The sequence below is a fragment of the Cyclobacteriaceae bacterium genome, from assembly GCA_025808415.1.
Classification (GTDB): Bacteria; Bacteroidota; Bacteroidia; order Cytophagales; family Cyclobacteriaceae; genus UBA2336.
Map to the genome: position 1 here is coordinate 2,994,247 of CP075525.1, position 20,744 is coordinate 3,014,990.

General features: G+C 44.1%; 18 protein-coding genes and 1 tRNA gene. 10 read left to right on the forward strand and 9 right to left on the reverse strand.

Annotation, left to right across the window (positions count from 1 at the left end; translation table 11 throughout):
• Nucleotide 1: 1 nt before the first annotated feature.
• Nucleotides 2-718 (forward strand): hypothetical protein, encoded by a 717-nt coding sequence (locus KIT51_13335; GenBank protein ID UYN85845.1) that lies wholly within the window; start codon nucleotides 2-4, stop codon nucleotides 716-718.
• A gap of 13 nt (nucleotides 719-731) precedes the next feature.
• Here KIT51_13335 and KIT51_13340 read toward each other — a convergent pair whose 3' ends face one another.
• Nucleotides 732-2,687 (reverse strand): LTA synthase family protein, encoded by a 1,956-nt coding sequence (locus tag KIT51_13340; protein ID UYN85846.1) that lies wholly within the window; start codon nucleotides 2,685-2,687, stop codon nucleotides 732-734.
• A 119-nt stretch (nucleotides 2,688-2,806) separates the two neighbouring features.
• On the opposite strand from KIT51_13340, the gene KIT51_13345 reads away from it, so the two are divergent.
• Nucleotides 2,807-3,724: an outer membrane beta-barrel protein gene (locus KIT51_13345; protein UYN85847.1), complete on the forward strand. Its 918-nt coding sequence runs from the start codon at nucleotides 2,807-2,809 to the stop codon at nucleotides 3,722-3,724.
• Nucleotides 3,725-3,727: 3 nt separating this feature from the next.
• Nucleotides 3,728-4,423: an SDR family NAD(P)-dependent oxidoreductase gene (locus KIT51_13350; GenBank protein UYN85848.1), complete on the forward strand. Its 696-nt coding sequence runs from the start codon at nucleotides 3,728-3,730 to the stop codon at nucleotides 4,421-4,423.
• Nucleotides 4,424-4,429: 6 nt separating this feature from the next.
• Here the strand turns inward: KIT51_13350 and KIT51_13355 are convergent, their stop codons facing one another.
• The gene (locus KIT51_13355) at nucleotides 4,430-5,932 is read right to left on the reverse strand and encodes a PAS domain-containing sensor histidine kinase (GenBank protein UYN85849.1); all 1,503 of its coding nucleotides are present in this window, start codon (nucleotides 5,930-5,932) and stop codon (nucleotides 4,430-4,432) included.
• Nucleotides 5,933-6,130: 198 nt separating this feature from the next.
• On the opposite strand from KIT51_13355, the gene KIT51_13360 reads away from it, so the two are divergent.
• Nucleotides 6,131-6,202 (forward strand) — tRNA-Glu (locus tag KIT51_13360).
• Between the two features lie 36 nt (nucleotides 6,203-6,238).
• Here the strand turns inward: KIT51_13360 and KIT51_13365 are convergent.
• The gene (locus KIT51_13365; GenBank protein UYN85850.1) at nucleotides 6,239-6,661 is read right to left on the reverse strand and encodes a membrane dipeptidase; all 423 of its coding nucleotides are present in this window, start codon (nucleotides 6,659-6,661) and stop codon (nucleotides 6,239-6,241) included.
• The gene (locus KIT51_13370; protein UYN85851.1) at nucleotides 6,642-7,382 is read right to left on the reverse strand and encodes a hypothetical protein; all 741 of its coding nucleotides are present in this window, start codon (nucleotides 7,380-7,382) and stop codon (nucleotides 6,642-6,644) included. The genes KIT51_13365 and KIT51_13370 overlap by 20 nt, the downstream gene beginning before the upstream one ends.
• Nucleotides 7,383-7,544: 162 nt before the next feature.
• Here KIT51_13370 and gap point away from each other — a divergent pair, with 162 nt between their 5' ends.
• Nucleotides 7,545-8,546 (forward strand): type I glyceraldehyde-3-phosphate dehydrogenase, encoded by a 1,002-nt coding sequence (gap, locus tag KIT51_13375; GenBank protein UYN85852.1) that lies wholly within the window; start codon nucleotides 7,545-7,547, stop codon nucleotides 8,544-8,546.
• 58 nt (nucleotides 8,547-8,604) lie between these two features.
• Here the strand turns inward: gap and KIT51_13380 are convergent, their stop codons facing one another.
• The gene (locus KIT51_13380; GenBank protein UYN85853.1) at nucleotides 8,605-9,321 is read right to left on the reverse strand and encodes a PorT family protein; all 717 of its coding nucleotides are present in this window, start codon (nucleotides 9,319-9,321) and stop codon (nucleotides 8,605-8,607) included.
• Nucleotides 9,322-9,550: 229 nt separating this feature from the next.
• Between KIT51_13380 and KIT51_13385 the strand changes: the two genes are divergently transcribed.
• The 4 genes from KIT51_13385 to KIT51_13400 all read left to right on the forward strand — a co-directional run bounded on the left by KIT51_13385 (nucleotide 9,551) and on the right by KIT51_13400 (nucleotide 13,342).
• On the forward strand, nucleotides 9,551-10,738 hold the full coding sequence (locus KIT51_13385) for a J domain-containing protein (GenBank protein UYN85854.1): 1,188 nt from the start codon (nucleotides 9,551-9,553) through the stop codon (nucleotides 10,736-10,738).
• A 14-nt stretch (nucleotides 10,739-10,752) separates the two neighbouring features.
• Nucleotides 10,753-11,199, forward strand: a complete 447-nt coding sequence (locus tag KIT51_13390) for a hypothetical protein (protein ID UYN85855.1) — start codon at nucleotides 10,753-10,755, stop codon at nucleotides 11,197-11,199.
• A 267-nt stretch (nucleotides 11,200-11,466) separates the two neighbouring features.
• Nucleotides 11,467-11,787: a hypothetical protein gene (locus KIT51_13395; protein ID UYN85856.1), complete on the forward strand. Its 321-nt coding sequence runs from the start codon at nucleotides 11,467-11,469 to the stop codon at nucleotides 11,785-11,787.
• A gap of 367 nt (nucleotides 11,788-12,154) precedes the next feature.
• Complete coding sequence (locus KIT51_13400) at nucleotides 12,155-13,342, forward strand: aspartate aminotransferase family protein (GenBank protein ID UYN85857.1); 1,188 nt, start codon at nucleotides 12,155-12,157, stop codon at nucleotides 13,340-13,342.
• Nucleotides 13,343-13,391: 49 nt separating this feature from the next.
• Here the strand turns inward: KIT51_13400 and hslV are convergent, their stop codons facing one another.
• The 4 genes from hslV to KIT51_13420 form a co-directional block, all read right to left on the reverse strand.
• Entirely contained in the window at nucleotides 13,392-13,925 is a 534-nt protein-coding gene (gene hslV, locus KIT51_13405) for an ATP-dependent protease subunit HslV (GenBank protein UYN85858.1), read from the reverse strand.
• A 61-nt stretch (nucleotides 13,926-13,986) separates the two neighbouring features.
• A complete protein-coding gene (locus KIT51_13410) occupies nucleotides 13,987-15,600 on the reverse strand; it encodes a pyruvate dehydrogenase complex dihydrolipoamide acetyltransferase (GenBank protein UYN85859.1) in 1,614 nt (537 codons plus the stop codon).
• Nucleotides 15,601-15,679: 79 nt separating this feature from the next.
• On the reverse strand, nucleotides 15,680-18,601 hold the full coding sequence (locus tag KIT51_13415; GenBank protein ID UYN85860.1) for a hypothetical protein: 2,922 nt from the start codon (nucleotides 18,599-18,601) through the stop codon (nucleotides 15,680-15,682).
• 274 nt (nucleotides 18,602-18,875) lie between these two features.
• Nucleotides 18,876-19,769 (reverse strand): hypothetical protein, encoded by an 894-nt coding sequence (locus KIT51_13420; protein ID UYN85861.1) that lies wholly within the window; start codon nucleotides 19,767-19,769, stop codon nucleotides 18,876-18,878.
• 123 nt (nucleotides 19,770-19,892) lie between these two features.
• Between KIT51_13420 and KIT51_13425 the strand changes: the two genes are divergently transcribed.
• On the forward strand, nucleotides 19,893-20,744 hold the full coding sequence (locus tag KIT51_13425) for an SPFH domain-containing protein (protein ID UYN85862.1): 852 nt from the start codon (nucleotides 19,893-19,895) through the stop codon (nucleotides 20,742-20,744).

Genomic DNA, 20,744 nt, shown 5'->3' on the forward strand with positions numbered 1-20,744 from the left:
TATGAAAATACAGAGACCCCTCCTCTTCCTGTTCAGTTTAGGTATACTTACAGTTTTTTCGCAGGATCACGAAACGTACCAGGTTTCTTTGCTCGCCAATGTGGGCATACCCTCGGCCGAGCTGAAAGAAGCTGTCGACAATCCTGTTGGTGGCATTGCTGTTGGCTTTGGTTTCAATGCGTTGTTCAACCCCAAAGGAAAAAAGGGCTACTCCCCAGTTTTTGTGGGTGCTGATTTTTCCTACATAACTTTCGGTCGCGATAAACAACCCTCTACCCCCACCGCGCCACCGTACAAAACCTCGTTCAATTATTATGGCATCAGCGGGTTATCACGATTTTTTTTAAGCAACAAGGAAGTTGGCTTTGTTCCTTTTGTTGACGGCCAACTGGGGGTAAAAATTTTCAATACGCGTACAAAAATCGATAAGAATGTGGTAAATATCATCCTAAATGATGATGAGCCCGAAGTGATCAACACCACTAACGATGCCGGACTCGGTTATGCCCTGGGGGGTGGTTTCTACGCACGCAAAACCCTAAATGAAAACGGCAACCGCGATGTTTCATTTACGCTGCGTGCCATGTATCACTTTGGCGACCAAACCAGTTATGTCAAACGTGGTTCAATTCAGGTTGACAATGGAACGGTATCATACCAAACCGGTTACACCCGAACCAACATGATTATGATCCAGTTAGGAATTATCATCAATTAAATTTCAATCCATGCTACGGCAACAACCGGTTTTCAACCATCCGGTTGTTATACTGCTGGATGATGGCCTTGATCTGTAGCTCCATTTCCCTTGCTTGTTCAGGATGTATTTCTTTTAAGTCACCGGTAAGCATTTTGTCATTTTTATAATCAAAAAGGCTTACCACTTCCTTTCCATCAAAAACAAGCAGGTAGTCATCTAAATATAAATTATAGGTATCGCGGTAATTAAAAGCAAAAGGCTTAGTAGTTTCCCTAAAAATATCGCGGCCAAAAGCAACATAAGGCTTATTGTACTGAAGATAGCCCAGCACAGAAGGCATGATATCAATTTGCTGAACAAGTTCATATTTTCGTCCTCTTAAACTATTGTCGGGCTTAAAAAAAATAACCGGCACTGAAAACAATCCCCATGTAGTGTGCGACTCATCAAATAAAATATTAGAAGAACAGTGGTCGGCAGTAATAACAAACAGTGTGTTTTCATACCAGGGCATTGTTGAGGCTTGTTCAAAAAATTTCTTCAGTGCATAATCGGTATACTCAATACATTTGAGTATGGGGTGTTCGCCACCTTTAAATTTTTCTTCAAATGCTACAGGAACTTTAAACGGGTGATGTGAGCTTACCGAGAACAGCGAGGACACGAAAGGTTGAGGAAAGGTATTGAGTTGCCGGGCATAATAATCAAAAAACCGATCGTCCCATATGCCCCAAATCCCATCAAAGTCGTCCGAGGCATTTTCAACATCGCGCTCATACTCATCCTTACCATAGTAGTGCTCAAAACCTGCCAGGTTCATAAATGCTTTAAAGCCCATTGAGCCATTAGGCGCACCATGAAAAAATGAAGTGTGGTATCCCCTGCCCTGCAAGGTAGAGCCAAGGCTGTTAATAGAGTTACCAGAGAAAGGAGTAAGTACATACGGCACCCCAAGCGATGGAATGGAGGCAAGTACCGAGGGTAAGCCATCAATGGATTTACGGCCATTGGCAAACGAGTATTCAAAGGTAAGGCTGTGGTTTATCAACGAATCAAGAAAGGGAGTGTAACCGGTATAATTTTCTTTATCATGATTAAACGCACCAATAAACTCTTTCGAAAAGCTTTCCAGTATAATGATCACTACATTGTCTTTTCGAAAGGCAGTTGAATCGGGAGGCGTGTGCAAAGGTGTGTAGTGGCTTTCCAGCCTGTCCTGCTCGAAATACTGAATTTTCCTGATTTTGGTTTTTCCCAACGTTCTGAAAACCGCAAAGGGTGTATTTAATACGAGACTAATCTCCTGCGGATGCCTGACATATTCGCCTGCATTGCTTACCGTAAGGGGCCGGGTGCTGTGGGCAAACCCACCCCGAACACCACCAACAAAAAGATAGGCAACAAGGGGTATGGAGAGCAACCCGAATCCATAGTACGCCCATGGGTTTCTAACCATACGTGCCCCCACTTTTATCTTCCCGTAAAGCCAGACCATCAACACCATAAGGGCTAACCAAAAAAGCAAAGCGTACCAATAATCAACCAGGAACCGAAAAAAAAGTGACCCCAGGTTTGTTTCGTTTTGAAATTGCTGAAAAATGTCGGCCGTAGTCCTCCGTAACGTAAATGGATAATATACCATATCGGCCGCATTCATGGCCAACCCCAGTCCATTAAATACAAAGAAATTATACCGGATGATTTGTTGATAGCCTTTACGGAACCGAAGATCGACCGGTATAATGCTCAACACAATGGTAAGTACATTTAAGTAGAGGACTGTGGCAAAGTCGAAACGTATGCCACCCATAAAAATGCGCAGGAACCCACTGGTAGAAATGCCAGGAAAGTAAGATGCATTGAACAGGTAAAATGAAATGCGGCACAGCGTAAATAAGAACATAGCCAGAAGCAAACGTTCCAGCAAGGCTGCATAAATGTTACCCCTCCACTTCAGTTCACTTACCTGATACCGCAACAAGCTCATACGGCTGCGAATTAAGAGAAAAATAAGGATATTCACCGGATCAGACAGTCATACGGTAGGCAATTCATTACCCCTTATTAAGATTAATTATTATTTTGCCCTGTTAATTACGTTACACAATGAACCTTGCCTCTCCTTTTATGTCCTTTATCGTCACGCTTTTGCTGGCGTGTAGTATTTTGGAGGCAACAGGCCAGGAAGTGCATTCACTGGGTGTATTTACCGGGCTTACCATCCCCTACACCTGGGATGACGGCTTTAATAAAGACCCGCGTTACCGCATCAAGTACAACCTGAAATATGCACCCATAGGTGTTCACTATGGCGTGGATCGCCCGGGCTTTGGCCTAACGTTCGACCCCAGTATTTTCAAAACAGGGCAGTATTTTAATGTGATCAATACATCTGGTGGCGATGTTGGAGAACGCAAAATCAACATGACTTTTATACATGCGCCTATCGGTTTTAAACTACACATGATTGATATGTCGTTCTTCAAGGTAAGCTTTGTGGCCTCGGTAAGTGCTGCCTATATGCTTTCCGGAGAAGAAACCATTACCCACCTGGATAGCAAGTTGGCATTTCCACAATCAACCTACCCGATTCTTCCACCGGATTATACCGTAGAGTATGATGGGGTTTTAGTACCAAACCTGAAAGACTTTAAGTTGTTGGATAAAAGTGACTTTAACCAACTGCAGATATATGGTGCAATAGGTTTTCGTTCCGATTGGGACTTGAGCGAGAACTATCGCATATCATTTGATTTAAGGGGGTATTACGGCATATTTGATCCACGTAAAAAAGATTATATCGACCGGGTTAATTCCAATCAAACCATTTACGACTTGCCAGGAAACCGAAGGGACATGTTTGCGTACCTGACCATAGGCTTTTCGCGGATTGTTGAAATTGACGAGAAGGAACGAAAGGCAAAAACGAAGCAACGTTCCATGTCGCAACGCGGACCGGTGCAATCAAAATATCAGCACCTACACCATTCAAAATCAAAAAAGAAACACAGCCCCCCAAAATAAGCCATGACGGACAAGAATGTAATAATAACCGGAGCTGGCGGTAATCTGGGCAGGGTTGTGGTGGAGAAGTTCCTGAAGGCAAACTTTACCGTTATTGCCATTCTGTCGGAAGGAAAAAAACTGGAGCACGATTTTGAAGGGAATATTTACTATTACGCTGTTGACCTGACCCGTGAAAAAGAAGTTAACGCACTCACGGATAAAATTATTGAAACACACGGCAGTATTGAAATTGGAATACTGTTGGCCGGTGGGTTTTCGCCCGGCAGCCTCTCGGAAACCTCCGATGAGGTATTGAAGAAGATGTACTCGCGCAATTTTGAGACCTCATACTTTATTGCCCGTAACCTGCACCAACATATGATGGCCCAACCCAATGGTGGGCGCATGGTGCTCATCGGATCGAAGCCATCGCTCAACCCAAAAGAAGCAAAAGGTTCCGTTGCTTACGCATTGGCCAAATCGCTTTTGTTCCGATTTGCTGAAATACTAAATGCCGAAGGCCAGGCAAAAGGTGTTGTAACTTCTGTGGTGGTGCCCGGTACCATAGATACACCGGCCAACCGTGCCGCTATGCCCAATGCTAATTTCTCCACATGGGTTTCGGCTGAGGATATTGCGTATGCAATACATTATTTGTGTACGGAAAAAGGAGCATCATTACACGATCCGGTGCTGAAAATGTACGGAATCCGTTAGCGGGACTTAGTTGAGGGTGGCGTTACTTCCTTTGTTCGGTAGTATAATTTCGAAAGTAGTACCACTGCCCAATTGAGAGGTTACTGAAATAGTACCGCCTAGTTTCTCAACAGCCCCTTTAACAATATACAAACCCAGGCCTGAACCCTTACTGTCGGCTGATGCCCTGAAAAACATTTTGAAAACCTTATCCAGGTATTCTTCACTAATGCCAATGCCGTTATCGGTAAACTTGATAGTTGCTTGCTTATAACCGGATTCAATTTGAATACGAATAAACGAATCCTCCTTCCACGGATCGCGGTACCTTACGGCATTGGAAAGGATATTGTTGAAAACAATCATTAACCGGCTATGGTCAGAATAGAACGGAGCAGCAACTCGAATTTCGCGAATGCTCCTCACCTGATTGGCACCTTCCATAAATTTTAATGAGTCAATAGACTCCTGAAGGATAGCTTCAAAATCAATTTCCTTAGCCAAAACCTCCATTCTGGAGTTGCGGGAATAGTGAATGATGTCGGTAATGAAATTATCGAGTTTATAAATACTCTGCTCAATCAACTGAAGATACTTTTCTGTATTGCTCGGATCGTTGTCCACCTTAATCATGTTAACCAATCCTTTCACGGACATTAATGGAGCCCTTAGGTCGTGAGAGGCACTGTATACGAAACGGTCCAGTTCGCTGTTGATGCGCGAAAGTTCTTCATTTTGTGCAAGCAGCATGTTCTCTGCTTTCTTTTGTTGGGTAATATCGCGTGAATACACGGTTAAACCTGTAACCATTCCATCTTCAACAATGGGATAGGTTTTAATTTCAAAGGTCCTGAGTTCCTGATCAATTGAATACGTATCTATATATTTTCCGAACCTGCCTTTCAAACCACTTTCGTAACGCTCTTTCCAGGCACGTTTCAGTTGTTCCATATTTCCAGGAAGTAACTCAAGGATATTTTTTCCGCGTTCAAGCCGGATGCCAAAAGCTTTTTTGTATTGTTTGAAAAACTCCTTATTAAAATCAATCAACTCAAAACGGGTATTGACTAACCAAATGCTGTTATCGACTGTATTGATGATCGACCGCAGGTTGGCTTCGTTGCGGATAATCCTTTCCTGGTATGCCTTGCGGATGGTTATGTCGCGGCTAAAAACAGAAACAAAGTTTTGTCCCCTGTAAAAAACCGGTTTGTAATAGATTTCCCAATAATGCTTCCGGTTATCAACTTCAAAAATATCTTCAACCTTAAACGAATTGCCCTTCATGGCACGTTCACAGCGTTTTCGCCATTCGGTTGCGAGGGTTGGGTTAACCCCCATCATTGCATTGATTATAGAAGTGCCCGGTTTTAAATCAAGGCCATAGTTTTCAAGAAAAATCCAGTAAAAGCCAGGATTAAGGGATATTACCTCAAAATACTGGTTTACAAAGAGAATATTTGCATCCGCATCTTCGATAATGCTGGTAAAAACTTCATTCAATACATTTGATTCCAACTGTTCTGTCATAGTCCGCACTTCATGCTTTGCTGATTCTACGGCAAAGCCTTGTCGGTGTACGAAAACCCGACCCAAAATGTTTGGGAAAGGTCAAATGGATGACAACTTTCGGGTTTAGGTTGCCCCCGTAAATACATCAGATTTTTTTGAAACCCGGGTTTGCAATTAAGGCTTGTGGGGCTATCTTTGCGACACTTTTTTAAAGACGGTCCGTTCGTCTAGGGGTTAGGACACCAGATTTTCATTCTGGTAACACGGGTTCGATTCCCGTACGGACTACAAAATAACCGCTGGAGATCAGCGGTTTTTTTGTTTCTACTCCATGGGTAAATTCCGAAGCATAAAATCGCGGATGTTACCTCCCATAATCTTGTCAATCTCCTGCATGTTAAACCCCTGCTTTTGTAAAGCTATTACCATGTTGGGCAGCCCTGCCACATCAAAATGTGTGCAAATGGCACCATCAAAATCAGACCCCAGCCCCACCTTATCCACACCAATTTTGTCGGCTACGTACCTGATGCTACGCGCAGTGGCCTCAGCATCGGTGCCGCAAACAGCAGTTTCCCACAAGCCAATACCTACCAAACCGTTTCGTTTTCCGATTTCCTCCAGGTGCCTGTCGGATAGGTTGCGTTGATTGTCACATTCGCCCTTAAAACCGGTGTGCGAAACAATAACCGGACGGGTCGATAGCCGGAGAACATCATCAATGGTTTCAATTGATCTTGAATTCATTTAACCGGATATCATCAATACCGTTTTGATCAAATGGATTTTCAAGTTGCTCCTGAACATTATAAAGCGAGATCAGGATAAACGTAGAGAACATGGATAACGTGTACAATATCCATGAACTATTGTTCGAAATACCTTCGTGCAGCCTGTTGTACAGAGCGGGCGTATAGATTACGGGATAGATGTAGATAAAAATCAAACAATATGCCCGTATGGATATGGGTGTGCGATGGTGCTTAATGGCCACCACATTCTCCATGCCCTGATAAACATCCTTCATTGACCGATAGATCTTCAGGGCGGTGGCGTTACCAATGTGATCGGAATTTCCACGAATAAACCGGGCAACTTTCGCAGCCTCCTCCTCCACCTTTTCGCGTGAGCAACCATCTCCCAAAAAGCTGATCAGGTAATCGGCTATGTTACGAATCGTAAGCCTGATTCCTTCTTTTCCTTCCGGATCAATTTTTCGGTTCTCCTGAAAACAGGCATCCACGGTTATCAATCCAGCCTTGAAGCGCGAAAGATGCTCCAATGCCTTTTCCCTCCTTCGGAACGCACTTCGAATGGTGAATACCAGCGGGAAAATGATGGCGATACTGATCATGGCCAAATCGAAGTTGTATTGAAAGTTATACGCTAATGTAACGTAGCTGACCGCAGCAGCCAGGCCAACAGCCAGTCCGGTTCGGGCATTAATAATAGAGAGGTATTTATTCACACGTTTGAAATTAAAAGGCATTAAATATAACCTATAATTCCTGCGCAGCACCAGTTTACCGGTCTTTGGCCCGTGGGAATTTATCTTTCCAAACCTTGGTTTTAAAGCATCAACCTTTAATTTTGTCGCCTTCTGAAACGCTTACTTTAACCTTTCAATACCATGACTAAAATTGGAATTAACGGATTCGGACGTATTGGTCGGATGGCGCTTCGCGCAGCCATTAACCGCCCTGACATTGAAATTGTTGGAATTAATGATTTGTTGGAGCCAGACTACATGGCTTATATGCTTCAGTATGATTCAACCCACGGCCGGTTTGAGGGTACCGTTGAAGTGAAAGACGGCAACCTGTTAGTCAACGGTAAGAAAATCAGGGTTACAGCCGAGAAAGATCCGGCCAACCTGAAATGGAATGAAGTTGGGGCAGAAATCGTAATCGAATCCACCGGATTATTCCTTACTCAGGAAACAGCACAAAAACACATTACTGCCGGAGCAAAAAAAGTGGTGATGTCTGCTCCTGCGAAAGATGATACCCCAACATTCGTTATGGGAGTAAACCATAAAAGCCTTAAGGCCGATCAAACCATTGTCTCTAATGCTTCCTGCACAACCAATTGCATTGCACCAGTGGCCAAAGTATTAAACGATAATTTTGGAATTGTTGAAGGTTTGATGACTACCGTTCATGCCGTAACCGCTACGCAAAAGACCGTTGATGGCCCTTCCGCTAAAGACTGGAGAGGTGGCCGTGGCGCGTACCAGAACATTATCCCCTCTTCTACGGGTGCAGCAAAAGCCGTGGCGCTTGTTATCCCTCAACTGAAAGGAAAGTTAACCGGAATGTCATTCCGGGTGCCGGTGGCCAACGTATCGGTAGTTGACTTTACCGTTAGGTTAGAGAAACCTGCTTCATACGAGCAGATTAAAACAGCCATGAAAAATGCTGCCAATGGCGAAATGAAAGGCATTATAGGATACACGGAAGATGATGTGGTTTCGCAGGATTTCAATGGCGACCCGCGCACTTCCATTTTCGATGCCAAGGCCGGTATTTCACTGAATGATCATTTTGCAAAAGTAGTAGCCTGGTACGACAACGAGTGGGGCTATTCCAACAAATTGATTGACCTTGTTCAGGAAGTGGCAAAATTAAAATAACCCGCTTCCCAAGCATTATAAAGGCTTCAGAAATGAAGCCTTTTTCTTTTCACACCCATCAACGTTTAGTGATTTTATAACCAATCATTATTCCTCCGGAAGCAAAAGTTTTACCATCAGAGCCATCCTTCAAAATTTCTTTAATGGCTTTAAAATAAAATGCTTGTATGTTAAGCCCTTTCGGAAAACGATAACCTGCAGTAATCTTTCCGCCAGATGCAATAGCATCAATCAACTCAGCTTTATTCATACGGTTTTCCTGATTTGGCCGACCTGTGCCAAAATCAAAATCTGCTGTACTGCCAATATTAAAACTGGTTGATAGCCCAGCATTAAAATACAAACCCGATGCAAACGAATACCGGGCCATTAAAGGCATTTCCAAATAGTTTAATTGTAGTCTTCTTCCGTCTGCCGATATGGTCTTCACATCAAAATTGTAGCGCCAGAAGGAAAGTCCCGTCTGAAACCCAAATCCGGATTTACGCAGCGACACTTCAATTGCTGCCATTGGAGAAATACTACCGCTTACATCATCAATGGTATTGCTTTGGATACTAACCTGCCCTGATGCTGCACCTGCAAACAAATCAACATCAAACTGATTGGTAAAAGCTTTACTGGGTTTCTCTTTTCCAAATAAAGTTGGTGTTTCTTTTCCGGATGCCAGGTATGAATAAACTAAACGTTGTGTATTCTTTTGAGCAAGTTGAGCTGTGCAAGCGTGCTTAGAGTACAGACATATACTCAAAGAAAGTAAGAAGGCAGCTTTCATAGGATAGTATTTGGAATAAATATACCCTGAATAGTGAACTCTTGAAAGACTTTCCTGATAGAGTGAGTTTTCCGAAAGGTAATCTGAAACCTTTCACGATTTTATGCCCAATGTGCCACCATACTAATCCTGTAGTTAAACTCATTATTAAGGAACAAAAACCCATTTTTCCAGCGGACTATTTGCAGGCTTTTTACGTTTTACCCAAAATAGGTAGTAACTTCATACTATGGCCGATTTTTACCAGCTATTAGGGATTGACCGCTCAGCCACTTCAACCGAACTACGGGCTGCCTATAAAAAACTGGCCTTTCAATACCACCCCGACCTGAATCCGGGAAATCCGCAGGCCGAAGAAATGTTCAAGGCGATCAACGAGGCCTATCATACCCTTTCCGACCCGCTAAAAAAATCGCGCTACGATGCCCGGCTTAATGCCTACCAGTCCTATTCCGACCATACCGAAAGTTATTGGCGAGATGTTCAGCGGCAACGCTATCAACGCTGGAAAGCCAGTCAAGCATCACGCTATACGTTCGATAAGGAATATTTCCGGATACAAGGCCTGGCTTTTCTTACGTTTTTAATTATTGCCGGCATTTGCTTCGGCATTGTGCATACCATTTCGTATGTGCATGAAAAGCGCCTGGCCGAATTGGATGAACGGAACAAAGCTTTGGTTACCGAAGTTTTTTCACTTTTCCATACCGGGCAGGTTGATCAGGCCTTTAAGATGATCAACTCCCTTCGTGAACAACAACCGGTTGAATTCAGGTTTTATGCTGCACACGACAGCTTGTTAAACACGGTGCGGTTAAAAGCCGATCATGAGTTTAATGAAAAGCATTTTCCCGAATCGTTACACTTCCTCGAAATCCTGAAAAAACAGGAAACCCCTGTACGCATGGAAACGCTTCGTAAACTGGCTATCTGTGAGTACAACCTGGGTGACTATGCACAGGCCATCCAATCGCTTAAACATATTTATAGCCAGCAACCGTGGAACCTGGAAGCCCTTTATCAGATTGCCATCATAAATCTTGATAATCTTAATAATAACGAAGAGGCCTTAACCTATTTCACATTAGGGAAAGATATCTTTAAAAAAAATCAAACCAGTATATACGGCAAAGCATTTGAAATTGTGATGGATCCACGCGATGCACCAGATATTTATTATCACATTTTTGAAGGACGCGCCCGTGCCAACTTAAACCTCAAAAACTACCGCGAGGCCGAAACGGATTGCAATTGGGCAATTTTTCTACGGTCGGAAAATGCCAACGGTTATAAGCTAAGGGTAATTGCAAAAGTCAATCAGAACATAACCCGTGGTGTATGCAACGATTTAGCCATGGCCGTTAAGTTGGGTGCTGCCGATGCCGGGGCCCTCAAAAGAAAGTACTGCCCGAAATAATTAACTTTGCCATCATGAAAGACCTCCCCCACCCCAACTTTTCCGATGAGCAGCTCAATGCCATTAAGAAGAGTTACTTTAATATCCTTGGTTTTTTCCTGCAACAGGAAACTATTGAGAGCAGATTTCTACGCTGCCTGCTTAAGTGGGGCATTCAGTTAAACCTACATACCGATGACCTGGTGCGCAGCAACCTTGACCTTAACCAATTAGCATTCAACGAACCGCGCGAAAAAATTGAATCGCTATATCACCTGGTGTACCTCATCAACCTGGACAACATTGTTGAAGATGTTGAACTGGAGGTTGCCAGTTTGTATGCCGAAAAACTTGGCTTTGCACCTGAACTGGTTGGCGAACTATTCAAGTCCATAGCCACTGTGGCCTACGACCAGGATTATCCCCGTAATCTTCAGAAAGAGATTGAGGATTTTATGAAGCTTTATACCGCAAATTCATAGTTCAGCCATGTAAGGCAAACATTGATTTTTTACAGTTTCTGTAACGGTAAAAAAAATGAGAAGCCCTTTAATTTACCTTCGTTAATGGTTTTGGGGTAATTCGGCATCCCCTTCCATCATTCTTCAGGATTGAACTTTCCATAGGTCGCTGCTGAACAATCCAACCAAATTTAAAACCAATGTAGGGTTTAAAGCTCCATTTAAAATTCCAACAGCCGCACGATGATCAAATTTGCATCATAGAATACTTCGAGATCGAAACAAGGTATGATGAAAGAAATGGATTATAGGGAGATTGCCAACGGGCAGATTGCCTCGCGCTTTAAACAAATGGTTGTACTGATCGTGCTCATCCTTATCGGGATACTGATCTCAAGTTCCCTACAGGCCCAAACGCCCAGGCACAGGGTCTACAAATCAAAAGCCGAGTGTAACATTTTACACAAAAAACGCACAAAAAAGGATAACCAAAGGGTAGTAGTTACTGCAAAAAAGACCAAATACAGGCCTATGGCCGAGATGGAAGCCCCTGCCCTTTCGCGGGCCGGAAACCGGAATGAACGGGAAAATAAGGCGATCAATCGCTAAAAACGCCTTTAAACTGCACCTTAAGGTAGTAGTATCAACAGCTCAACATCCCAATTGATGCCACAAGAATACCTGTGTATGTTTTCCGGATAACCCGCCCCCCAGGAACAGATCGTTTTCATCAACTTTATCATGTAAACAACGCACTATACCCATGACAACCCTAAAAACCATTGGAATAGAAAGCAGGATACTCCATCGCATGAGAAGGGTGATGTTCCTGATTGTTGCCGTTACCGTAAGCATTTTATATACCCTCATCATAAATCCTTAACCGGATTATAAATCAACCCCACACGTTGCAAAAGAGTCCTGGTGAAAATCGCCAGGACTTTTTTGTTGATAAGCCTATGCATAGTTTTAGGGCATGGATTTCAGTGCAGAGATTTTTTTGAACAACCTGGCGCAAACCACCCAACAACCGTACGGAATTTCCATTGAGCGGGCCGAGGGCGTTTATCTGTATGCCCCTGACGGAAAACGCTATACCGATCTGATTTCCGGAATTGCCGTAAGCAATATCGGGCACCGGCACCCCAGGGTAATTCAAGCCATCAAAAACCAACTGGACAAACACATGCATGTGATGGTATACGGAGAGTTTATACAAGCTACACCTAACCAATTAGCCGCTAAATTAGCCAGCCTGCTTCCCCCATCACTAAATTGTTGTTACTTCGTTAATTCCGGCACAGAAGCCAATGAAGGTGCCCTGAAACTTGCCAAACGTTTTACCGGAAGAACAGAAATTGTTTCATGTAAAAAATCGTACCATGGAAGTACGCATGGATCGTTAAGCGTCTCGGGCAATGAAGTGAAAAAATCTGCTTTTCGTCCGCTCCTACCCGATGTTCGCTTTATTGAATTCAACAACACTGATGATTTGGTTCATATAACTAAACGAACAGCGTGTGTCATTATGGAAACCATACAAGGGGATGCCGGGGTGCGTATTCCTTCAAAAAATTATTTGCAAGCCGTTCGGAAACGTTGCGATGAAACTGGTGCATTATTAATCTTGGATGAAATCCAATGCGGCATGGGGCGCACCGGAACGTTATTCGCCTTTGAGCAGTTTAACATCGTTCCTGATATACTAACACTGGCAAAAGCTTTTGGAGGTGGGCTTCCTATTGGCACTTTTATAGCCGATAAAAAAATAATGGAATGCCTTACATCCGATCCTCCGCTGGGCCATATCACAACCTTTGGCGGAAACCCGGTTTGCTGTGCATCGGCACGGGCAACACTTGAAGTGATTGAAAATGAAAAACTATTGTCAACGGTTGAAGAAAAAGGCAGGCTAATCGAGCAATTGCTTCAACATCCTGCCATTAAAGAAATCAGGAGGGCCGGACTAATGTTTGCGATTGATTTTAATACTGCCGAACAGGTGAACCGCATTGTTGAATTTGCCAAAGAAGAAGGTGTGATCTGCTATTGGTTTTTATCACATCCCAATAGCTTCAGGATCGCGCCTCCCTTAACCATTACCCATGATCAGATCAGGGAAGCCTGTATGGCAATTATAAGGGCGATTGATAAATCTTTGTAGAAGCTCGCATACTCATTCGCGAAGACACCAAAGCACACTAAAAAATAGTCTAAAGCTTCTCGATGACAAGGTTGTGATTGGTGTAAATGCAGATATCGGCTGCAATATTCAGGCTCTCCCGTACGATTTCCTCTGCCGATAGATGTGGCGCATGTTTTTTCAACGCCAGGGCTGCAGCCTGTGCATACATGGCGCCCGAACCGATGGCGGCTACCTCGTTTTCCGGTTCAAGTACATCGCCTGTGCCTGACAGGATCAATATCTCATCCTTGTTACAGGCTATCATCATGGCCTCAAGCCTGCGCAAGTACCGATCCATGCGCCAGTCTTTCGCTAATTCTATAGCGGCACGTTTTAAATTACCTCCGTAGGCGTTAAGTTTTTCCTCAAAGCGGTCGAGTAAGGTAAAGGCATCGGCTGTTGAGCCTGCAAACCCAGTAACCACTTTGCCATCATGGAGTTTTCGGATTTTCTTCACATTTCCTTTAGCCACATAATTGTTCATGGTGGCTTGCCCATCGGCACCAATAGAAACATGACCATTGTGCTTAATGGCCAGTACGGTTGTTGATTTTACTTTCATGAGAATAAGAAAAGTCCTCCTACGACTTAAAGTCGTAGGAGGACTAAATATGACTGAATGATTATATATGCTGGGCCATTATTTTAATAGGATCCTCCAGTAAATCTTTTAAGGTTTTCAAAAATGCTGCCCCCACGGCACCGTCAACCGCACGGTGGTCGCATGATAGGGTAACCTTCATTACATTGCCGGGCACGAGCTGGCCGTTTTTAACAACAGCAGTTTCCTTTATTCCACCCACAGCAAGTATACAAGCATCGGGCGGGTTGATGATGGCGGTAAACTGATCGATGCCAAACATGCCCAGGTTGGAGATGGTGAACGTGCTTCCTTCCCAATCGCTTGGTTGCAGTTTTTTATCGTGTGCCTTTTGGGCGAGTTCTTTTACCTCGGCTGCGATGTGCGAAAATGTTTTATTGTCGGCAAAGCGAACCACCGGCACAACCAAGCCATCTTTAACGGCAACTGCTACACCAATATGCACGTGCTTATTCTTACGGATTTTTTCACCCAACCAGGAAACATTCACATCCGGGTTAAGGCGTATGGCCATGGCAGCAGCTTTCAACACAATATCATTGAACGATACTTTTACCGGACTGATTTCATTGATGCTCTTACGAACATCAATAGCCTTATCCATGTTGATTTCCATGGTCAGGTAAAAGTGAGGTGCCGTAAACTTGCTTTCTGCCAACCTGCGTGCTATGGTTTTGCGCATTTGCGAAACCGGTATTTCTTCGAAGCTTTCTTCTGCAACAATGGTGGGTAAAACGAAGGTTGAACCTTTAGTGCCCGAGCCTTTAAAGTTTTCTACATCGCGCTTCGTTATTCTTCCATAATCCCCGGTGCCGGTAATGGTTCGCAAATCCAAACCTTTTTCTTTCGCCAGTTTTTTGGCTAACGGAGATGCTTTAACCCTTCCGTTTCCGGTTTGAGCCTGTTGGGGCACAGCAACTGGGGTAGATGGTTTTGCCAGGGCATTCGATGGTGTCGTTGATGATGCTGAAGGTGCTTTTGGTGAGCCCGATGATTTAGCCCCATAGGCCTTTAGTAAAGTTTGCCAATCAGCACCCTTCTCACCGATGATGGCCAGCACACCATTGATGGCAACGGGTTTACCCGCATCGGCACCTACATAAAGAAGTGTGCCGGTGTGGTACGACTCAAAATCCATGGTGGCCTTATCTGTTTCAATTTCTGCGAGCAATTCGCCTGATTTTACCGCATCACCAACTTTTTTATGCCAGGCAGCAATAACACCCTCCGTCATCGTATCACTCATTTTGGGCATGAGCACGATTTCGGCTTTTATCCCTGATGTATCAATAGCAACAGCCTGCGCGGTGTTGGCCTCTGCTGTAGGTTCTTCGGCTTTGCTGCCTCCGCTATCGGCAACCTGGCCTGCGCTTTCCAACAATGCCTTATAATCTTCGCCTTTCTTCCCTACAATGGCCAGTATATCGTTAACCTTTACCGCTTCACCTTCTTTCGCCCCAACATATAAAATAGTCCCCTCGTTAAAGGATTCGTAGTCCATGGTGGCCTTGTCGGTTTCAATTTCGGCCATCAGTTCCCCCGACTTCACGGTGTCGCCCACTTTTTTATGCCACTTGGCAATGACGCCTTCCGACATGGTATCACTCATTTTGGGCATTCGTACAATCTCAGCCATGATATTCTTTCAGATTACGGATTATTAAAGGAGGTCAAAAATAGGGCTAAAACAGCCGATATTCAAACCCGAAAATTACTTAAAAGTTGATGGTCCCGAGCAGGAATTCGAACCGGGTTACCGATGGCTGCAGGCCATAGGAATAGCGAAAACCGATATTAAACTGGTTCAAAAGGCGCATGATATTAAGGTCCACTTTTACTTCACCGCCCACAGAAAGGTATTGTTGGCTATCGGTACGGTTTGGAAATACAGAACTGCCAAACCCGTAATCGCAAAACACATTGCCGCGCACACGTTGAAAATTTACCAACGGGCCAAGGGCTACATCCGGATACCAGATGGGTAATGTATAATTTGCCGACATGCTGTAAAAATCCTTAAACCGCGATACCGGCACACCGCGCGGCAAAGGAATCTGATTCCGGAAGAGGTAAGTGTTATTATCTGTGAATTCAACATTTGCCGATGTGCGTCTCAATAATTCAATCGCTGTTTTCTGATATGCCCAATATCCCCACAAGGAGTGATGCTTGAACAAGCCCGGAAAGTAAAGTGTCGTGTAAAATGAAAATTGTTTGCCGGAATAATCGCCACCATAAGGAGTGCTGTATGCATTTAGAAAAAACGCCTGCCCCCACTTACTGTTTATGTCCCTGCGATTTTGTTTTAGCAACCGGTAAGCCGACATATAAAACCTGTTGTACACCAGATCACCGTTACCCGGCACCGTGCGGATCCAATATACAGGTATTTGCGGGGTAATTAACCTGCCGGTTCCCGTGATGGAGTTCGTGAAGTGGTCGACTTGCGTATACCCAACATTATTTCCAACGGTAAAATTTCCAAAGTATCGCGAATTGGTAGTTACCAGGGGCAGGCGAATCCCACCCTCAATATTTTTTTCATTCCAGTTAAAAGAAAGATTTTCTGTTTTAACGATAGTATCTCCCGCCACAATGTCGGCATAACGCAACGGACCTTCGTCCAGGGTTCTTTTTCCAAATGTTACATCTACATCAATAATCGGAAACCAATTCTGATAACTGATACCGGTACGCCACATACCCGTGCGTTCATTGATATCGTACAAGTAACCCGCTTTAATAATGGTGGTGCTCAAAATATCCTGTGAAGAAATACCAATGTCGGCCTGGGTAAGGCCGGTGTTGAAATAAGCACCCCAACTGTACGGATTAATTACACCAGCCAACTTGGAATAAGGTTTTGAAGCATAAACCTTTTGTGGAACACTGTCGAACAAACCAGGCCTGCCTTCCTGCTCGGTAATAACCTGGAAGAACGATTTTGGATTGGGCTTTGGCGTGTAAGGTCTCCACGCTGTGGGATCAAACGGAATGGCTACCACATCCATTCCATCCCGGGTTTGTTCATTGTAGTAGATCGTTTTAAAATCCGGTGAGACCACCGGGTTGTAGGAGCCATATTTACTGTTGGTGACTTGCAGTCGTTGCCCGGTTTTTAAATCAAGTACATAAATATTATCCAGGCCAGTTACCGGTGAATTGTAAAAAAGGTGGTCGCCCACCAACACCGGGTGACCGATATTTTCTTGTGAAGGTGCAATCAGTTCAACTTCCTCTCCGCTGGCATAATCGAAAACCGATATGGCCCTTCCCTGCTTTGTCGTTTTTAAAGTCACGATTTTTTGGCCATCGAACGACCATCGTGGCATGGAGTAAAAAGCCTGGTGCGGGTTGGGGAATTTTTTGAGAACATGACCGGCCGTATCCAGCACCACAAGATTGGTGTTATACGCTGTATCGGTTTCTACCGTAACAATTTTTTTCTGGTCGGGTGAAAGTGCTGCGCCTGCATAGCGTGTTTTCCGTGTTACAATCTTCAACCTCTTTTCTTTTACATGATACAGTTTAATAACCGAATAGGTACGCATTCGCCAGCGCGGGTCAAAACCATATTCGTTCCACACCACCAGGTTGCCCGCTGCTGAAAGCATCCCGGCACCATTCACCACACCAGGAATAAACGATCGTTTCTCCAACCCATCCTTCAGTATCCTGAATTGCAGAATATCGCCAATACCGCGTTTCATGACCACCAGGCTCCCATCTTCCAATACTTGCGGATATAAATAATCGGTGTAACCGGTGCGCGGTTGGTGCGGAAGGGTTTCAAATGAGGTTAGTGACAAAGCTTCGATTTCAGTTTGCCATTCCTGTTCCAGGTCAGCAGCCATTTTTTTATACAAGCCGGTAACGTGCATACCGGTTTCTTTTTTAATGGCATTGGAAAAAGTAAATGGAACAAAAGGAACACTCCATGCACGGCTGGTAATCTTGTCCCAGATCATCGGATCGTTGGTATGCCTGCGCAAATAACTCACCATGTGGTAACCCAGTACATAGTGATCGGGGATGTTGTGCTTATACGATCGAAGGTATTGTTTATGGTAATTAAATTCCCTCCCCTCGAGCAGGTTGGTACGAAACACTAGACCAAAATTGGGTACACGCCCCCGGCCCCCAGGTGTAAAGGCTGTTTCCGTAACTACGGCATCGCCTTCCCAAAACCATTGGGGCACTGCCGTAACGGACATAGCTGCCAGCGTAGCCGGACCAAACGCATAATACAGGAGTTTATTAAAGCCCCGGTTGGCTTTATCAAATTGAACAACATGGCGGTATTCGTGTGAAGCCAGTTGGTCGAGCCATTCGGTTGTACCGGTAAAATTATAATCTTGTGGGGGCATGGTATAAAACTCCGAACGCCTGGGGATGAGGCTAACAAAGCCGTTCGAAATAGCATTCTGGCTTTGCAGCACCACCGATATTTTGCGGGTGCTCACGCCCAACGTGCGCGACTCTGCTTGGCGTATGTGCTCCAGCGTATTGGCCATGCGTTGGGCTTGTTCATCAAAACCTTGTTGGTAAAGGATGCGGAAATTTGGCGTATTGATTTTTTGCCACCTTACTGCCGGGGAATTGTTATTCAATACCTCCTGCGCAACTGCAGGTTGCATTAACCAAACAATAATGACTAAACCAGAAAAGCGCATCCGCAGAAAATCAAAGATGAAATATTCAACACCCATCCATCAAAAACAAGGGAAGGGCAATAAAACATTCCAAATCTGTAACTTTATGCCGCCTCAAACGCCAGGATAGCTAACTTTACAGACGATGTTCAGGAAAATAAAAGATCTGTACAATAAATATAAGCCTTATGTACGGGTAGACCTGATCATGTATGGAGTATTGATCCTACTGATCATTCTCTACTTTATCGTGAGTACACTATTTTGATCCGTTTTTTACCAATATCTCCTGCACGTTATCCTTTATTTTTTCAGCCAGTTCATCGGTGGGTAAATCATTCACATCCCGTCCGAAAGGATCCTCAATTTCTTCCGCAATCAATTCAACACTTAGCAAAACAAAAGCGATTAAAAGTACTGTAGGAATGGTGACGTACTTAAACGTGGTGACAAAACCGAAAGGCAAGGTAATGATGTAGATGAAAACGAATTTTTTAATATACATACTGTACGAGTACGGTATGGGTGTATTTTTTATCCGTTCGCACGCCCCGATTATGTCAATAAAATCTTTCAGTTCTTTATCCAACACAAAAAACTGTTCGCCTGTTAATTTCTTTTCCATGTAAAGGGCATTTACCTTATTGTAAAGCAAACCGGCAATAGCGTTTGGCTTGTGATTGGCTTTTTTTATAGCATCCACAAAACCTTCGTCAGGTATCTGCAACTCTGAAAGTTGAACGCCCTTACGCAAATGTTCTTTGGAGGCGTGAACGAAATTAGGGATCATCTTTGAAAACCATTCACGGTTTACTTTATCCTGCTCAGTTAGATAAGCGTTCAGCTTCAAAGCAAAGTTTCGTGTGCTGTTTACCATGGCACCCCAAAGTTTACGTCCCTCCCACCAACGATCGTACGCACTGTTGATCCGGAACACCAGGAATAAACCCAACACTATACCCAGCAGCGAGTGCAATGCAGTGGTGCTGGTGAATTCATCCTTATCGGGGTGAATAATTTCGAGAATGACATAGCAAACCGCACTGGTAAACAAAACCATAAAAACCAGTGCCGGCAGCAGGGTTTTCATAACAAACCGGCTGTAGGCATGGAAGATCAACGCGAACCACGACTTGGGATTATACTGGACCATAACCGTAAAATAAGCCCCAAATAAAGCCTAACGCCTTTTCAAAAACAATCTGAAACCCTAAAGCACCTTTTGCGTTAATAATTTAAAATAATATCTTTATAATATCATTTTAATATCATCCTTATGAACAACGAAAAAGAGTACACCCCGCTTTCCGGTTACATTATGCTGTTAACCGTGCTGATTCTGCTGGCCATGGGTACCTGGGGCCTTATTGCTATGCGTAACCCTGTCTTTATCTGGCCTTTAGCCATTGCCCTGCTGCTTATGCCTGGTTTCTTTTTCATCACGCCAAACGCCTCTATGGTATTGGTACTGTTTGGTGATTACAAGGGTACCGTGAAGCGCAACGGCTTTTACTGGGTTAACCCTTTCTTCAGTAAGAAGGGAATCTCCCTTCGCGCACGCAACTTTGATAGTGAAAAAATTAAGGTAAACGATAAGGTTGGTAACCCTATTCAAATCGGAGTTATTCTGGTGTGGCAGGTACGCGACACCTTCAAAGCTGCCTTTGAGGTTGATAATTATGAAAACTTTGTAAAAATCCAGAGCGATTCGGCCGTGCGCAAACTTGCCGGCATGTATGCGTATGACAACTTTGAGGAAGACACGGAAGTAACCCTTCGCTCAGGCCACGATGAGGTAAACCATACACTGGAAGAAAACCTGCGTAACCGGTTAGAGATTGCCGGCATCCATGTGATTGAAGCCCGGATCGGCTACCTGGCCTATGCTCCTGAAATTGCCAGCGCCATGCTGCGCAGGCAACAGGCTGCGGCTGTAGTTTCCGCCCGATATAAGATTGTTGAAGGTGCCGTAAGCATGGTACAAATGGCCCTGGACCATCTTTCCAAAGAACAGATCATTACCCTTGACGAAGAACGCAAAGCTGCCATGGTAAGCAACCTGATGGTAGTGCTTTGTGCCGATAAGGATGTGAGCCCGGTAGTAAACACAGGAACACTACACAATTAA

Bases quoted from the DNA above. Each gene is read 5' to 3' on its own strand.
- KIT51_13335 (UYN85845.1), top strand. From the start codon at position 2: ATGAAAATACAGAGACCCCTCCTCTTCCTGTTCAGTTTAGGTATACTT.
- KIT51_13340 (UYN85846.1), bottom strand. From the start codon at position 2,687: ATGAGCTTGTTGCGGTATCAGGTAAGTGAACTGAAGTGGAGGGGTAAC.
- hslV (UYN85858.1), bottom strand. From the start codon at position 13,925: ATGAAAGTAAAATCAACAACCGTACTGGCCATTAAGCACAATGGTCAT.
- KIT51_13410 (UYN85859.1), bottom strand. From the start codon at position 15,600: ATGGCTGAGATTGTACGAATGCCCAAAATGAGTGATACCATGTCGGAA.
- gap (UYN85852.1), top strand. From the start codon at position 7,545: ATGACTAAAATTGGAATTAACGGATTCGGACGTATTGGTCGGATGGCG.
- KIT51_13385 (UYN85854.1), top strand. From the start codon at position 9,551: ATGGCCGATTTTTACCAGCTATTAGGGATTGACCGCTCAGCCACTTCA.
- KIT51_13400 (UYN85857.1), top strand. From the start codon at position 12,155: ATGGATTTCAGTGCAGAGATTTTTTTGAACAACCTGGCGCAAACCACC.
- KIT51_13350 (UYN85848.1), top strand. From the start codon at position 3,728: ATGACGGACAAGAATGTAATAATAACCGGAGCTGGCGGTAATCTGGGC.
- KIT51_13425 (UYN85862.1), top strand. From the start codon at position 19,893: ATGAACAACGAAAAAGAGTACACCCCGCTTTCCGGTTACATTATGCTG.
- KIT51_13365 (UYN85850.1), bottom strand. From the start codon at position 6,661: ATGAATTCAAGATCAATTGAAACCATTGATGATGTTCTCCGGCTATCG.
- KIT51_13380 (UYN85853.1), bottom strand. From the start codon at position 9,321: ATGAAAGCTGCCTTCTTACTTTCTTTGAGTATATGTCTGTACTCTAAG.
- KIT51_13345 (UYN85847.1), top strand. From the start codon at position 2,807: ATGAACCTTGCCTCTCCTTTTATGTCCTTTATCGTCACGCTTTTGCTG.
- KIT51_13390 (UYN85855.1), top strand. From the start codon at position 10,753: ATGAAAGACCTCCCCCACCCCAACTTTTCCGATGAGCAGCTCAATGCC.
- KIT51_13355 (UYN85849.1), bottom strand. From the start codon at position 5,932: ATGACAGAACAGTTGGAATCAAATGTATTGAATGAAGTTTTTACCAGC.
- KIT51_13420 (UYN85861.1), bottom strand. From the start codon at position 19,769: ATGGTCCAGTATAATCCCAAGTCGTGGTTCGCGTTGATCTTCCATGCC.
- KIT51_13395 (UYN85856.1), top strand. From the start codon at position 11,467: ATGATGAAAGAAATGGATTATAGGGAGATTGCCAACGGGCAGATTGCC.
- KIT51_13415 (UYN85860.1), bottom strand. From the start codon at position 18,601: ATGCAACCTGCAGTTGCGCAGGAGGTATTGAATAACAATTCCCCGGCA.